This window comes from Frankia sp. BMG5.60 (assembly GCF_059428125.1).
In genome coordinates this window covers 3,466,730-3,480,866 of sequence record NZ_CM182091.1, presented here as the reverse complement: position 1 = coordinate 3,480,866, position 14,137 = coordinate 3,466,730, and the positions used below count along the sequence as shown (strand labels likewise).

Annotated in this window: 17 protein-coding genes; 10 read left to right on the top strand and 7 right to left on the bottom strand. The window is 71.5% G+C overall.

Translation table 11 applies throughout. The features are described 5' to 3' along the window. The first annotated feature begins 130 nt into the window (after window positions 1-130). From AC5R91_RS14015 to AC5R91_RS13990, 6 genes are read left to right on the top strand one after another with little or no spacing between them, the layout of a single operon-like run. A complete protein-coding gene (locus AC5R91_RS14015) occupies window positions 131-610 on the top strand; it encodes a hypothetical protein (RefSeq protein WP_495397588.1) in 480 nt (159 codons plus the stop codon). Then, the gene (locus AC5R91_RS14010) at window positions 607-939 is read left to right on the top strand and encodes a hypothetical protein (protein WP_495397587.1); all 333 of its coding nucleotides are present in this window, start codon (window positions 607-609) and stop codon (window positions 937-939) included. Before AC5R91_RS14015 ends, AC5R91_RS14010 begins: the two co-directional genes overlap by 4 nt. Then, window positions 936-1,211, top strand: coding sequence for a hypothetical protein (locus AC5R91_RS14005; protein ID WP_495397586.1), 276 nt, complete (start codon window positions 936-938; stop codon window positions 1,209-1,211). The genes AC5R91_RS14010 and AC5R91_RS14005 overlap by 4 nt, the downstream gene beginning before the upstream one ends. After that, window positions 1,208-2,416, top strand: coding sequence for a hypothetical protein (locus AC5R91_RS14000; RefSeq protein WP_495397585.1), 1,209 nt, complete (start codon window positions 1,208-1,210; stop codon window positions 2,414-2,416). The genes AC5R91_RS14005 and AC5R91_RS14000 overlap by 4 nt, the downstream gene beginning before the upstream one ends. Further along, window positions 2,413-2,634 (top strand): hypothetical protein, encoded by a 222-nt coding sequence (locus AC5R91_RS13995; RefSeq protein WP_495397584.1) that lies wholly within the window; start codon window positions 2,413-2,415, stop codon window positions 2,632-2,634. The genes AC5R91_RS14000 and AC5R91_RS13995 overlap by 4 nt, the downstream gene beginning before the upstream one ends. After that, window positions 2,631-4,784: a cell division protein FtsK gene (locus AC5R91_RS13990; RefSeq protein WP_495397583.1), complete on the top strand. Its 2,154-nt coding sequence runs from the start codon at window positions 2,631-2,633 to the stop codon at window positions 4,782-4,784. Before AC5R91_RS13995 ends, AC5R91_RS13990 begins: the two co-directional genes overlap by 4 nt. Before the next feature lie 227 nt (window positions 4,785-5,011). Here the strand turns inward: AC5R91_RS13990 and AC5R91_RS13985 are convergent, their stop codons facing one another. After that, the gene (locus AC5R91_RS13985; RefSeq protein WP_495397582.1) at window positions 5,012-5,539 is read right to left on the bottom strand and encodes a hypothetical protein; all 528 of its coding nucleotides are present in this window, start codon (window positions 5,537-5,539) and stop codon (window positions 5,012-5,014) included. A gap of 280 nt (window positions 5,540-5,819) precedes the next feature. On the opposite strand from AC5R91_RS13985, the gene AC5R91_RS13980 reads away from it, so the two are divergent. Continuing rightward, on the top strand, window positions 5,820-6,050 hold the full coding sequence (locus AC5R91_RS13980) for a hypothetical protein (RefSeq protein WP_495397581.1): 231 nt from the start codon (window positions 5,820-5,822) through the stop codon (window positions 6,048-6,050). Window positions 6,051-6,220: 170 nt separating this feature from the next. On the opposite strand, the gene AC5R91_RS13975 is transcribed toward AC5R91_RS13980, so the two are convergent. From AC5R91_RS13975 to AC5R91_RS13965, 3 genes are all read right to left on the bottom strand, one after another. Then, window positions 6,221-6,976, bottom strand: coding sequence for a hypothetical protein (locus tag AC5R91_RS13975; protein ID WP_495397580.1), 756 nt, complete (start codon window positions 6,974-6,976; stop codon window positions 6,221-6,223). Next, window positions 6,973-7,368: a hypothetical protein gene (locus tag AC5R91_RS13970; RefSeq protein ID WP_495397579.1), complete on the bottom strand. Its 396-nt coding sequence runs from the start codon at window positions 7,366-7,368 to the stop codon at window positions 6,973-6,975. Before AC5R91_RS13970 ends, AC5R91_RS13975 begins: the two co-directional genes overlap by 4 nt. Window positions 7,369-7,437: 69 nt before the next feature. Continuing rightward, window positions 7,438-8,019, bottom strand: coding sequence for a hypothetical protein (locus AC5R91_RS13965; protein WP_495397578.1), 582 nt, complete (start codon window positions 8,017-8,019; stop codon window positions 7,438-7,440). A 40-nt stretch (window positions 8,020-8,059) separates the two neighbouring features. Here AC5R91_RS13965 and AC5R91_RS13960 point away from each other — a divergent pair, with 40 nt between their 5' ends. After that, a complete protein-coding gene (locus AC5R91_RS13960) occupies window positions 8,060-8,494 on the top strand; it encodes a hypothetical protein (protein ID WP_495397577.1) in 435 nt (144 codons plus the stop codon). Here AC5R91_RS13960 and AC5R91_RS13955 read toward each other — a convergent pair. Beyond that, window positions 8,491-9,096, bottom strand: coding sequence for a hypothetical protein (locus AC5R91_RS13955; protein WP_495397576.1), 606 nt, complete (start codon window positions 9,094-9,096; stop codon window positions 8,491-8,493). The two genes, AC5R91_RS13960 and AC5R91_RS13955, sit on opposite strands and share 4 nt — an antisense overlap. Window positions 9,097-9,459: 363 nt before the next feature. On the opposite strand from AC5R91_RS13955, the gene AC5R91_RS13950 reads away from it, so the two are divergent. Together AC5R91_RS13950 and AC5R91_RS13945 are read left to right on the top strand one after the other, a co-directional pair. Continuing rightward, window positions 9,460-10,764: an NsdA family TPR-like regulatory protein gene (locus tag AC5R91_RS13950; RefSeq protein WP_495397575.1), complete on the top strand. Its 1,305-nt coding sequence runs from the start codon at window positions 9,460-9,462 to the stop codon at window positions 10,762-10,764. Next, a complete protein-coding gene (locus AC5R91_RS13945; protein ID WP_495397574.1) occupies window positions 10,761-11,297 on the top strand; it encodes a GNAT family N-acetyltransferase in 537 nt (178 codons plus the stop codon). Before AC5R91_RS13950 ends, AC5R91_RS13945 begins: the two co-directional genes overlap by 4 nt. Here AC5R91_RS13945 and AC5R91_RS13940 read toward each other — a convergent pair. Together AC5R91_RS13940 and AC5R91_RS13935 are read right to left on the bottom strand one after the other, a co-directional pair. After that, window positions 11,294-11,749, bottom strand: a complete 456-nt coding sequence (locus AC5R91_RS13940) for a hypothetical protein (protein ID WP_495397573.1) — start codon at window positions 11,747-11,749, stop codon at window positions 11,294-11,296. The genes AC5R91_RS13945 and AC5R91_RS13940 overlap by 4 nt on opposite strands. Before the next feature lie 1,257 nt (window positions 11,750-13,006). Further along, window positions 13,007-14,017, bottom strand: a complete 1,011-nt coding sequence (locus AC5R91_RS13935) for a ParA family protein (RefSeq protein WP_495397572.1) — start codon at window positions 14,015-14,017, stop codon at window positions 13,007-13,009. Between the last annotated feature and the right edge of the window lie 120 nt (window positions 14,018-14,137).

Sequence of the window (14,137 nt, the reverse complement as noted above, 5' to 3'; positions counted from 1 at the left end):
GTCTATCGGCTGGACTAGCCGTTAGCTATCGGCTAGACTAGCCAATAGCGCCACGGTAAACGACCCCGGCCGGAGCTCTCACCCTCCAACCGGGGCCTGACGGACCACCTGCCAGAACAGGAGACCCGCGTTGTTCTACGTTCCCACCCGCCGCCCCCTCGGGCAGCGTTTCGCCAGCGCTGCCCGGCGTGCCTTCCGCGCCACCGCTGTCCGCGTGCTGGACCGGCTCGACCCGGCTCCCATACCCGCCTCGGTGGCCGTCGAGCCGGCACCCGCCGCAGCGCCGAAGCTGCTCACGGCCGGCGAGATGCCGCCGGTCGAGGTCATCGACGCGGCGGCGGTCGCGTTCGACCGGGCGGCCGAGGCGGCCAGGGTCGCCGACCGGGGCAAGCGGAAGGCCCGTAAGCTGCTCGACCTGCTGCCCGACGGGGTGTACGGCCGGGTGACCATCGAGCGGGTGCCCTCGACGAAGACCACCCCGGACCTGAAGCAGATCGCCGCCGACTACGCCCGCGCGGGGCTCGGCGAGGTCCCGATGCGGCTGGTCGCGCCCACCCTGCGCGTCACCGTGGCCCCTGCCGTCGAGACGCTCGAGGTCGTGGCCGCATGACCGGCGACCTGTTCCACACCCACCCGGACCTGATCGCCCTCGACCGCCCGCGGTGCGTCACCTGCGGCGCGCCCATCAGCCTCCGGCACATCCCCGGCCTGCTCGTCTGGGTCCACGCCCGCGGCCACCGGCCATTGGACCGGCATGCCGCCTGCCTGATCCCCCTCCCGGCTACTGACACGCTGACCGAGGAACTCTGCGCCCATGGCCGGAAGGTCGGCCGGGCATGGGTTGCCGGTGACAGCGCGACCGTCGCCGACGAGCTGGACATCCTCCGCGCGTTGGGCCGTGTCCTGCGCGCCACTGCCCGGCCGGCGGTGACCCGATGACCACCCGGATGATCCCGCTGTCCGAGCTGGTGCCCGACCCTGCCGACCTGGCGCGCGCCGCTCGGTACTACGCCCGGTGCGCCAGCCTCGACGCTCTCCAGCGGTCGACGCAGGCAAGCGGCTCGATCAATGCCGAGGTCCTCGCGGACATGCTCGACGCCGACGACCCGGCGATGGTCGCGGCCGCCGTCCGCATGCTTGTCGCCCATGTCCGCGCCGGCCGGGCCCGCTGGCATCAGCTCGACCGGAAGTCCCAGGAGGCAGGCCGATGAGCGGCTGGGCTGAGCAGCGCCGCGCCGACCGGGCGGCCACCCGCGAGCAGACCCGCCTCGATCTGGCCGCCGCCGCCGAACTGCGTTCCCACCGGCTGGCCGAGGCCGACGCGCGGGCCGACCAGCGGCGCGCCGCCCGTGACGCAGCCCGCCTACGGCGGCGGGGCCGGCGGGCGGCAACCCGCAGGGCTCTGGCCGGCTGGCTCGCGGCGCACACCGTCGAGGTGCTCATCTACGCCTTGGCTGTGCTCTGCGCGGCGATGGCGGTCCCTGCGATGGCGCACTACGGGTGGCAGTTGTACGGCGGGGTGACCGGGCTGCTGCTGCCGGCGCTGACGGAGGCGGGCGCCTGGGCGTTTGCCGGGGCGGTGCAGTCCTCACGGCGGCACCATCCGGACCGGCCGGTCCGCTGGCTGGCCGTCGGGGTTGCTGTCTTCGCCGCGGTCGGCGCGGCGCTGAACTTCGCGCACGGAGCGAGCACCCGCGGCCCGCTCGCCGGCGCGGTGATGGCCGTCGTGAGCATCGCGGGCATCGTCGCCCACCAGCTTGCCGTCGCCGCGCCGCCGCGGTCGCGCGCGGAGCGTGCGCAGTCCCGGCACGACCGGCAGGCCGCCCGCCGGGTCGAACAGGCCCGCCGCGCCGCGGTCCGCCGCGCCGCCGTCGACTTGGCCGCGGACGGCTCAGCGACGCTGGTCTACAGCCCCGGGTTGTATGCGCCGAAGCGGCGCCGCCTCGACCCGACTACCGTCCCCGGACTGCCCGTCGACCCGCCGGACGGCTGGGACACCGACCTGTCCGCGCTCACCACCGGCGGTCTCCCGCCCGCGGTTACCGAGCCGGCCGGGGCCGACCTGGTCGACCCGACTCCCGCGCACCCGACTACCGAGCTCGACCTGCACGTTTCCGGCGGCGAGTCGGCCGACCCGGCCGGCCGGTCGGGTAGCGGGGTGGCGGTCGCCGATCCGCCGCCGTCCGACCAGCCTCCCGCGGCGAAAACGTCGACGGGCGGCCGGCGGGTCAACCCGCAGGCCCGGCGGAAGCTGACCGCCGACGAGGCGCTCGCCGCCGCCCGCCGCTACGCCCGCCGCAAGGGCCGGCCGGTGACTGCCGAGGAGCTCCGTGAGCGGCTCGGCGTGGGCATGACGACCGCCCGGAAGATCCGCAACCAGATCAACGGCGAACTGTCCGACGGCGGCCAGCGATGAGCGGGGGGATCCGCGCCGATCTGCGCGCGTTGCTGTGGTGGTGCGCCGCCGGCCTCGTGCTTCTGGCCGTGCTCGTGCTGGCGCTGCGCGCCGCGGGCCTGCTTGTCTGCGCGGTCGTCGACGCGGCGGAACGCTTCGAGGCGGCGGTGTCGGGGACGGCCGGGATTCGGCCCCTGGCCGCGTCCGTGGTCGTGCTGCCGGGCGGTGATGTCCGGTGACCGAGCAGATGGAGCGGGCCGTCGTGGGTGACCTCGTCACCGGACCGTGGCCGACCCCGGTGCCGGCTCCGTTGCCCGTAGCCGACCCGCCGACGGCGGCGTTCCCGGTCGAGGCCGACGATGACGATCACCTTCCGGTACCGGTGGACAGCGGCGCGGCGGAGGTCGAGCCGCGCCGGTGGGAGATCGAGGCGGCCCGGCGGCCCGTGGTGGCCCCGTGGGTACGCGACGCGCGGGAACTGCGCCGCGCGGCCGTCTGGGCTGCCGGCGAGGCGCTGCACCCGGTCGTCTTCCACACGGCACGGGGGCCGCTGTACGCCGGCAGGCTCGCCGCGGGCAGCCCCCGCGGCCTCGCCCGTGCCGCGTCGGCGCTGGCCCGGTGGACCGGCGACGTCGAGGGCCGGGAACGCATCCGCGGCCTGGACACGAAGGACAGCCCCGCCTACCTGGCCTTGTCGCGGCAGCGGGACGACCGGCTGAAGCGTCGGATCCCCACAACCGGGGCGGGCCTGGCCGGGGGCAGCATCGGCGAGGCCCTGCTCTACGCGCACGAACCGACCCTGTTCGGTCTGACCGCCGCCGCCGGGGTCCTGGCCTTGGGCGCGGTCGGCCGGCGCCGTGACCGGCCGATCCTCGACTCGCCGACCACCAGCTCCGGGCGGGCACCGAAGCTCACGAGTGACGTGGTCGAGCGGGCGCTGTCGCACTGCGGATTGCCGGCGTCGATCTCGGCGCAGATCGCGACGCGCGGCCTGGAGTGGGTGGCGCCGATCGCGATTGACGGTCCGGGTTGGCGTGCCGAGTTCGATTTGCCGTATGGCGTCACGGTCGCGGAGGTGGCGGAGAAGCGGGACAAGCTCGCCTCCGGCCTGCGCCGGCCGTTGGGCGCGGTGTGGCCCGAGCCGGAGTCCGACGCCCACCCGGGGCGGATGGTGCTGTGGGTCGGCCGCGACACCCTGGCCCGGTCGAAGGCACCGGAGTGGCCGCTGCTGCACCGGGGCACCGCGAACATCTTCGAGCCGCTGCCGTTCGGCTTCGATCAGCGGCTGCGACCGGTGTCCATCCCGCTGATCTTCGACAGCATTCTGATCGGCGCGATGCCCCGGTACGGCAAGACCATGGCCCTGCGCGTGCTGCTCCTGGCCGCCGCGCTCGACCCGTTCGTGAAGCTGTTCGTCTACGAGTTGAAGGGCACCGGCGACCTGTCATCGCCCGGAGAGCAGGTCGCGCACCGCTACGCCTCCGGTGCCGGCACCCCGGCGCTGCTGGCGTGCATGGACGGGCTGCGCGAGGTGCATGCCGAGCTGGAACGCCGCTCCGACCTGATCCGCTCGTTGCCGAAAGCGGTGTGCCCGGAGAACAAGGTCACCCCCGAGCTGTCCCGCACGATCGGCAGCCTGCAGCCGATCGTGCTCGCCATCGACGAATGCCAGGAGCTGTTCGGTAGCAGGGACTTCAAGGACGAGGCGACCGAGCTGTGCGTCGCCATCATGAAACGCGGCCCTGCCATGGGGATCATGCTCGCGCTGGCCACCCAGCGGCCCACCAAGGACTCGCTGCCCTTGGACATCTCCGCGAACATGGGCATCCGGCTGTGCCTGCGGGTCGGCAGCCACCTGGAGAACAACATGATCCTCGGCACCGGCATGTCCGCCCGCGGCGTCCAGGCGTACACGTTCACCCGCAAGGACAAGGGCATCTGCTACCTCGCCGGCGTCGACGACGATCCGCTCGTGGCCCGCGGCGCCTACGTCGACGCCCCCGCCGCCGAACGGGTCGCCGACCGGGCCCGTGCCCTACGCGCCGCCGCGGGCACACTGACCGGCCAGGCGGCCGGCGAGACCGTCGACGTCGACGACTCCGGACCGCTGGTCCTGCTCGGCCACGCCCTCCAGGCCGTCGGCGGCGACGAGAAGGCCCACCTCGCCGTCCTGGCGGGCCGCCTGGCCGACTCCTGGCCCGACCGGTACACCGCCGCCACCCCGGACGGGTCGGGGCCGTGGACGTCCCAGCAGCTCGGCGCGCACCTGCGCGCCGCCGGCGTCGCCATCGACGAGCAGTGCTGGGCGACGGGCATCAAGGGCCGGCCCACCAACGCCGTCGGAGTCACCCGCGACGCGCTGCGCGCCGCCGTCGCTGCTAGGTCCTAGCCCCCTAGGCCTAGGGTCCGCCCTAGGGTCGAAAATAGCCTCTGAGCTGGGCTCTAGGCTCCTAGGGTCCGTCACTCGATGCCGCCCGGGACCGCGCCCCCGAGGTACCACGGCACCGACCCATCCCTAGGCCCGACGACCTGCCCGGCGATAACGGTGGGGTTGCGTGGTGTGAGGATCGGCGACCAACCCGCCAACCCTGCCGCACGGGGTTGGCGGGCGGTCGATCACCTGGTGGCGCCCGCTGTCGCCCGCTCGTACACCCCGGCCTGGGCTGGGGTGAGCGTCCCGGTCACCCGGACGAGCACCGGGCCGGCCGTGTAGTCGTACTCGGTGCCCAGGACACCCTGAGCGCCCTGCAGAGTCGCCTGGATGAACGTCGACCGGGCGGTGGCACCCTCGGCGGTCGGGAACACCTCGACGACGCCGCCACGGTCGACCGAGTCGGGGGCCAGGCCCTCGGCGAGATCGGCAGGCGGAATCCGGGTGTCACTGAACGTCGCCTTGGATGCGTAGCCCCCCGGGCGGCCGAGCAGCTTCTTCGGGTCGGACTCGGCCGTGTAGACCGTCACCGAGGTCAGCGGCGCCCCGGCCATACGTAGCGTGTTCACCACCTGCTCGGCGGTCGGCATCCCGACGTGTGTGGCCGGCGTCGCGGCCGCCCCAGTGGCGGGCGTCGGCGCTGCGTCGCTGCCTCCGCATCCGGCCAGCGCCAACGCAAGCGCGAGCGGCACGGCCGGCATGATCTTCTTCATCGGATCCCCCCTGAGATCGTGCAGGGGGAGAGCTTGCCACCCTTGGCGATCACTTGAGGCATGCGGGTAAACCCTTACGTCGACACCGTGTCACCGGGCTCGGACTCACCTGCACGGGGACGGGGCTCTGCGCGCGGCGGGGCAGCCCGCGAGACCGGGGTCGCGCCCGGTCCGCGCCCCCGCGTCCCCAGGTCAAGGAGTGGTAGCTCTCGCCGCTCGGTCGGCGTGCACGGGATCGCCGCATGGGACGTTGCCGGCCGGATGGCGAGAGGAACAGGGGATGGTCAGCCGCGGTCAGAGCGCCGCGGCGGGAATGGTGGCCTTCCGGATTCCGGAGGGGGCGGTCAGTCTGTGGGCGGTTCTCGGCGCGTCGGTGCACGGACCACCTGTTGATCGAAGCAGGGCTGATCAGGAGGGGGTCCGCGAGGAGGAAGCGGACTTCCGTCCACCCGGCGTGCACTACCGCCTCGCGCTCGTCGGAGTGGCGGAACGCGACACCACCCGTGGATGATCGCGAACTCGACGACCGGGGTGCCGGTCGGCGCTCTGCTCGGCCGCCACCAGGTCGCCGTAGCTGGGTCAACCCGGTCATCACCGAGGAACGCCTGCGGCTCCTGCGGGCCCAGGGCCAGACGCGCAACCTGGTCCGGCTCGACCTGCTCGCGCAATTGCGCCTCCTTCTCAGCCGGGCGGGAGCTCGACGAAGTCGTCGACTCGCCGCCATCCGCCTGCGCTGGGCAGCAGTCCGCCGTCGGTTCGGGTCAGAAGCCCCGCTTCGACGGCCTCGTCCGCCCAGAGGTGTAGCCATGGCGTCGGCGCCCCGAGACGGTCGGCGACGGCGCCCAGATTCAGGCCGCCGTGGGGGTGCCGGTGGGCCTGCTCGGCGGCGATCGCCGCCCACACCTGCGGGTCGCTCGGCCGTTCTCGGCGGATCTGTTCGTGCTGGTCGAGGCCGCGCGCGGTGAGCGCCCATGCCGGGCCGCTGGTCAGGACCAGTAATTCCGCGGCTGTCCAGGTGGCCAGCCGCAGGAGTAGCCAGGTCCGGCCAACCCGTCCGGCGGGGGCGTCCAGCCCGGCGGCGATGTCATCCGTGGACGCTGCCCCGGCGCGCTGCCAGGCAGAGCTGGTGGCGGCCCACAGTTCCCGCCTGCTGATCGCCGCCGTCCCCGGCCGGCACTGCTCGACACCGAGGTCGACGAGGCGGTGCCGGTAGTAGATGGTGAGACCCACCCGGGTGCGGTGACTGCGGAGCAGGCCGACGACGGCGAGCGCATCGAGCGCGACGCCCATGTCCACGGCCGACACACGGACTCGGTCCGCGACCCGCTGCGCGGTGAACGTCCGATCGGCCGAGCCCGAGCGGGCATGCGCCCACAGCAGGACGCGGTGTAACTCGGCCGGGTCGACCGTGTCGACGGGTCGGAGTCTCGCGCTCATCGCCCGGCGTCCGTTGTCCCCGCATCCCCGGGGAGTTCATCGTGGTCTGCGGCGGGGAGCTGTTCGAGGGTGCCGGCGCGGACCGCGGCGGCGAGTGCCCGCCAGACCGGCTCGGGCAGCCGTGCCTCCCGCTGGTGTAGGTAGCCGAAGCCGAGTACCACCTGGTCGCCGTCGAGCCGAGTGCGGCCACCCGACGACGTCCACGAGGACCAGGCCGCGCCGAGCCGGTCGAGCCGGCCCGTGCGCGTGGCGTTGGCCAGGCCCATCCAGACCACCAGCGGCAACCGAACGTCTCCGCTGGTCTCGGCGGTGCGGTAGCGGATGACGACCTCGGCATCGGAGCGGGCGGCCCGGACGGCCGGCGCGTCCGGGGTGGTGGCCTTCCAGGACATGATCTCTCCCAGGGATGGGGTGCCTGCCCGCCGCCGCCATCGTCGGCGGCCTCCCGGGCGGGCAGGCGGTCAGACGGCCGCGGTGACCTGTTCTGCGTCGGTGACGAGCTGGTCCAGGTCGCGGGCGAGGCTTTCGGGTAGGCGGTGCGCGGTCGCGGCGTGGAAGGCGCGCAGGTAGGGCACCAGCGTGAGGAAGGCGTGGCGGGTCGCCCAGAAGGCGGCGAGGTCGGGCGCGTTGCGGGCGCCGGCGAGGACGTACCGCAGGCTGACGGTCTTGTCGGCGGCGAGGGCGGCAGCGACCCCGTCGGGGAGCTGGGACAGCCGGCGGACGGCGCTGGCCGGGTCTGTGCGGTAGAGGTCCATGGCGGTGTGCTCGTCGTGGATTGCCCACAGTGTGATCAGGGTGTTGGTGCCGCACCAGCCGCCAACCTCGGCGTCCACAACGTCGGCTCGGGCGTAGTCGGGCACGTCGTGCAGCAGCACCGCGGCAAGCAATTCAGGCGGCGCGTCGGGCGTGTGACGGCCCAGGGTGAGCGCCACCCGGACGGCGTGCCCAAGCGCCGGCGCGCCGTCGATGCTGTGCCCGGCGCACCAGCGCCGGGCGATGTCGAGTGCCGCGGCGACGATCCGCGGGCGGGGCGCGGTGAGCACAGACCGTCGAGTCGGGCCGGCGGCTGGTGATGATGGGCGGGTGACATCCGACATGGATCATCCTTGGGATGAGGACGCGCTGTGCGCGGTCTGCCCGGGACAGGTCCATGATCCGGGCAGGTTCGACATCGTCGACGGGCCAGGGCCCGCCAGTCGGTACGACACGACGGCCGGCTATCGGCGTGACCTGGTCAGCGGGGTGCCGGTGTGCATCCACCCTGAGAAGATCGGGTTTCCGGTCGGCCGGTACGCCTCCGCGGGGCAACGCTGGCCCGCGGAGACGGAACCGGCTTCGCATCCGGGGCCGATGCCCGACGATCCAGATGCGCTCGCCGGGTGGATGACCGCGCTCATCCGGCACGCCGACGCCGACAACGTGGCCGAGGTGCTGGTCGAAGCTGAGCGGTCCGCAGCGCGCCGGTTCCCACCCGAGCTGGTGGTGAACGCGCTACGGGCTGCCCTGGCGGAGTTCTAACGGCCGAAGGTGAGGAAGTGGGATCGGCCGCCGCGCTGCACGCCGATCGACTCGTAGCGCTCGTACAGGACATCCAGGCGGCGGCTGGTCTCGGCCTTGCCGATCCAGTAGCGGCGCGGCAGCTCCCCCCAGCCGGCGGCCCGGTACACCTCGTCGGTGTAGCCGCCCGCGTCGTAGGCGAAGCGCTCGTTGTCGGTCGAGTGGATGAACGTCAGCGAGAGATCGGCCTGGATCCGGGAGAGGATCGTGAACTGCGCAGTCAGCGCGTGGACCATCTCGTCGACCGGCGCGGACACGTCCAGCTCCGCGGTCTTCTCGTCCTGGGTGAACTCGAACACGGCGGCCTTCATCGCCATCGTGCGCAGCGCCTCGACGAACAGGTGCGGCCCGTCGGCGTCGAGGTCCCATTCGGCGATCAGCGGGTAGCCGGTGAACGTCGCCCAGCACTCCGGGTACTGCAGGGTGCTGGCCTGGAGCCGGGGGAACTCCGGGTGTGCCTCGATCGCGTCGAGGATCACCGCGGCACGCTCGCCGACGACGTGCGGGCTCGGCAGGCCGACCATCACGGTCGTCGACGCCGGGCTGGTGGTCGATTGGCTCATGGGGGCCTCCAGGTGGGGGATGGGACGCGGATAGGTCAGGGGTGGGAGGGGGCGGGGAAGACGGTGTCTCGCCCCCTCCCACTGCACGCGGCCGCGCGGCCCTCCACGGGGCAGAGGGTGGGCGGCCACCCACGGCGGCGAGCGGCGAGCCGCGGCGGGGAACCGATCAGGAGTTGCCCGCGCGGATCGAACGCCGACCGGCACATCCGCCGGTACGTCTTATGACACACTGCGCAGCAGGTCAGCGACAGACCGCGAGAGTCTCGCGGACGCGAGAGAGGTCTCTCTCGCCCGCCAAGCTCTCGCGAGAGCGGGGAGGGGGCCGTCGTGCAGGATCGGCCGCGGCCAGCAAAATCGGCGTTCGTGTCCGAGCTCGCGCGGCTGCGCGAGTTGCGCGGGGTGCGTGAGTCGGCGAACTTCACCAAGCTGGGCGAGAAGATCCGGGTTCATCGGATGGTCGTGTCAGCGGCCTGCCGCGGCGAGCAGCACGGCAGTCCGTGGCTGCTGCCGACGCGGCCGGTGGTTGAGGGCCTCGACCGGGAGTTGCACGCCACCGGCCGGCTGGTGCAGTTATGGCAGGACGCAGTCATGGAACACACCGCCCTGCAGATCAAGCGGGCGGGTGATGGACATTCGCCGGCCGGGAACTCCACAGTGACGGGGGGACCAGGAGAGGAGGTGGCCACGGACCGGCGCGAGTTCGTGGAGCTGTCCGCGCTGTCCGCGCTGGCAGCATCGACTCAGACGCGCATGGACGAGGCCGTGACGGCCGCGACCCTCGACGAGCTCGAAACTGACGCGGACGAAATCGCACGGGCGTACGGCTCGGCCCCGCACACGTCGCTGCTGCCCGAGGTCGGCGCCCGGTGGAGGCAGATCACCACCATCCTCGGCGGCCCGGTCGCCCCTGAGTCCCGGACCCGCATCACCCTGTTGGGCGGACAGTTCACCTACTTCCTTGGCCGGCTGGCCTTCAACGCCGACGACATGCGCGCCGCCCGTCGGTTCGCCGGCCTCGCCGGCCGCTATGCCGCCGAGGTCGGTGACCCGGTCCTGATCTTGTCTGTGGCGGCGTTGCGGTCGAGCATCGCCTACTGGCGGCAGCGGTATGGCCCGGCGCTGGCCGAGCTCCAGGCGGTCAGCCACATCACCGACCCATACATGGCTGCCCGGATCGCCGCCTACGAGGCGCGCACCCATGCCGCCCTCGGCAACATCCCGGCGGCCCGTGAGGCTCTCGACCGGATGGAGGCGACCGCCGACACCTTCACCCCCCGGCCCGGATCGACACCCGTCGGCCCCGCCGGGATGGCGATGTTCCGCGCTGGCTCCGCGCTTGCCCTAGGCGACACCGCCGATGCCCGCACATGGGCCGCGCTCGCTGTGGACGGCTACCGGAAGCGCGGCGGCGACTTCTCCTCCGAGGAGGCGCACCACGCCGCGCTCACCCTCGCCCTCGCCTACCTCCGCGGCAGCCAGCCGGAACCCGAAGAAGCCGCCCGGATTGCCACCGTGGTACTGCACGACACGGCGACACCCGCCCACACCGTTGCCGGGAAGCTGCGCAGCCTCGGCCGAACCCTCTCCGCCGACTATCGCCAGCTCCCCCAGGTCGCCGCTTTCACCGAGGCATACAAGGCGTTGCCCGCGGGAACCGGCGCCCCGTGACCACCATCCCCACCCTCATTACCGAACGCCTGACCCTGCGCCCCATCACCCGCTCCGACCTCGACGCCTACGCCGACATCTGGAGCGACGAGGAGTTCGCCCAGCACATCGGCGGCCCCACCGACCGGCACGGCATGTGGCACAACCTCGCCGGCAACATCGGCTGCTGGGAACTCGAAGGCGTCGGCCCCTGGTCCGTCGTCGAACACTCGACCGGCACCCTCGTCGGCCGCGCCGGCCTGTGGTCCGAACCGGGGTGGCCGGGCATCGAGGCGGTCTGGTTCGTCGGCCGCCCCTGGTGGGGACGCGGCTATGGGAGCGAGGCCGCGACGGCGGCGATCACCTGGGCCTTTGACACCCACCCCGAGCTACCTGAGATCGTCTCCGTCATCCGCGCCGCGAACACCGCCTCCATCCGCCTCGCCGAACGGCTCGGCATGCACCTCGTGCGCACCGAGCCTCTCCACGGTGCCGAGAAAGGCGTGTATGCGATCAGCCGGATCGAGTGGGAACGCCGCCAAGGCCCGATCTAACCCCGCGGAACGACTGTCCCACCGAGCCGCTGGGCGATGGTCTGCGGTGACACCTGCCCGGTGCCGCCGGTGAAGCCCTGAAGGTCCGCGACGAACCCGGGGCCGGTGATGTACCAGTCTTCGGCCGTGGAGGGCTGCTGCGGCCAGGGGGTGCTGGTAGGGGTCTGGGTGGTGATGCGGATCTCCTGCACGTGGGCGATGTCGTCACCGATCCCGCCGGTGGCGTACCGGTTGCCGCGAGCGTCGGTGGCATTCGGGTTCTGCCCGGCCATCGGCTTCCCGCCGGCCTTCCGGATCAGGTCGGCTGGGTCCAGCCCGGCGGACGCGGTGGTCGGCGCGGCGGAAGCTGCGGGGGTGGCGCCGGTCGACGTGCCAGAGCTACCGGAGCTGGAGCATCCGGCGGTGCCGAGGGTGACCGCGAGAACGGCAGCAGCAATCAGTGGTTTACGCATGGTGTCCCCCGAAGTCGTTTAAGTGCGCGTTGCACCCTATCGGTATGGCGTGAGGACGAGGGCGCCGCCTGTCGCGCACGCGCCGATGGGCGCGACCCTCGCGACGCTTCGCGGCCTGCGATCGGCGAAGTCACCATGCGCGCGGGCAACGGATACGCGCACTCACGAGGATCGAGGTGCACTATCGGGCGTCAACCGCCGCACGCGGGCGCCGCACCCGCGGAGTTCCCTGTCGGTCGCAGGTGCGGGCCTTCCCGCCCGAGGGAGGCAGGGAGACCGCCGCCGGACATCGGGCTGGTTCGTCAACGAGCTCTTGGGAGCGGAACGGCCTGAACCATCGCACCCGCAGGCGCTTCCTCGTGCGCGCGAGGCGAAGTCAAGGGGCCCCTGGTCAACCGGGGCGCGTGTTGACGAGCGGGAGTCAATCGGAGTCGGGCTTGAGGGTCCTGCCGCGGGACGCGATCCGCATCCCTGGATGCCTCCGCCACCCTGACCGCCGAGCGGCGGGGGCTGTGGAGCTCGCCGCTCCCTCGCCAGTCCCCAGTCCATAAATGGTCACAGTGACTATTTATGGACGGCGATGACAAGCTGGCGCCTCCGTCGAACCAGGGTCATCGCCACCGAGGATCGCGCTCAGCACATGGTCCCGTGCCGGTCGAGCAGAAACAGGCAACGTACCCCGCCGGTCAAGAGGCTCCCGGGCACGAGAAACGGTCCGGGCTGTCGCGGCTGCCATTGCGTACCAGCGTGATCGCCGGCCGGGCCGTGCGTGCGCGGGGCCTGATCAAGGTTCCCTGATCAAGTGGACGATCAGGTGTCGTCGTGGGGCTTGGCGCAGGTCGGGACAGGCGCTCTGCCGGTCGGGTGGTGAGCTGGCGACACCGCGCCCCCGGCCCGGACGAGTGCGGGGGCGCGGCCGTGTCCAGCGTCAGGCGGCCAGGCAGTGCTCGACGGCGTCGAGGTCGGGCAGCGACTGGTAGTCGCCCGCAACCAGGACACCCGTCTGTGGGTCGCTGAGGAGATAGGTGCCGGTGCGCCGGTCCCAGGCCAGTTCCAGGCCGCCGCGGCGGGCGCGCCGGCCGAACCGGCTCCCCGACCGTACCCGACGGCTACTCGCGGCTGTCTTTCGTCCTGATCGTCTCAGCCGTCGGCGTCGAGCAGGCCATCCTTGGATTCATCCCACCGAAGGGCGTTGTGCGCCGCCAGTCTGATGTCCGCAGTAGGGCGCCACTCCCGGCGCGGTGCCTCACCCCCGATTCACGTACGCTTAATGATCTCCACGCAAAGATCCCGAAACTGCGTCTCCGACTCCTTAGCTCGGGTGTATTGATTGCCGCGAATCACGTTGTCTACCTGGAGCTCGAAAATCGCTTTCCTTAGGAGCTGCGCATGAGGAACTAGACTGTGGAAGTTTTTAAGGTCCCCCACCTTGGGATCGGACTTTCTGGCAGGATCTGCGAGCGTTTCCCCATGGCCATCTGGGTGGACGCTGAGCGGGTCAAGAAGCCCCTTTCTGATCGCTTCAGGGATTCGCGCGATCCATGAAGAGAATGCCGAGGTCGCTTCTCCCCGATAAATGTTGAACTGCTGAGAGACGTAACCCAACACCTTCGGCACTCCGAGTTGAATCTCAAAATCCAATGGCGGCGCCATTCTTTGAGCCGTTCCCCACTGATTGACCCAGGTGACGAGACTTTGACCGACGCTGGGTAGAGCACGCAAGGAGAAAAGATCCGAGGCCATCGGCAGGATCAAATAGTCACTTCCAAGTAGAACTGCGCGGTTGAGTGCTCCAACATTGGGCCCTAGATCAACAAAGACAAAGTCCGCATCGACCGCCTGCGCGACCTCATTAACGAGGCGGTATGGAGCGCTCGTTACGCGGAATCCCCGCTCGTTGCCGGCAAGGGCTTCCACCCATGCGTTCGGAAGGATCGCCTCAAACGTCGACAGCTGGATGTCGCCGGGCAGGAGCCATACGGTGTTGTCTCGGATTTCGAGCGCGGAAGGTGGTGCAAGATCACCAGCGCCGCTGACCAGGGGCGCGAATGCCCCGGCCACCGTGTTCGACCCAACGGCGGGTGCCGGAGGGTACAACTTATCGAGCACGTCATCGTGGGCCGCGATTGCGGTCAGGTTGGCCTGGGCGTCGAAGTCAACCATGAGGACCCGCTTGTCAAGGCGCCCCATCTCCACTGCGGCGTTGAAGAGCAGCGTGGTCTTCCCAACGCCACCCTTGTGGTTGAAGAAAGCAATGGTAGTGGCCATGTCACGATTTAACACCAGCAGTGCCCAGTAATAAAAGTTCCAGCCATGAGCAGCCTCCGGCTAAGGCGTCATCCCGGACGCTGGCCCCCAGCAGCCACCGCCAGCTGGGGCGGCCACCGC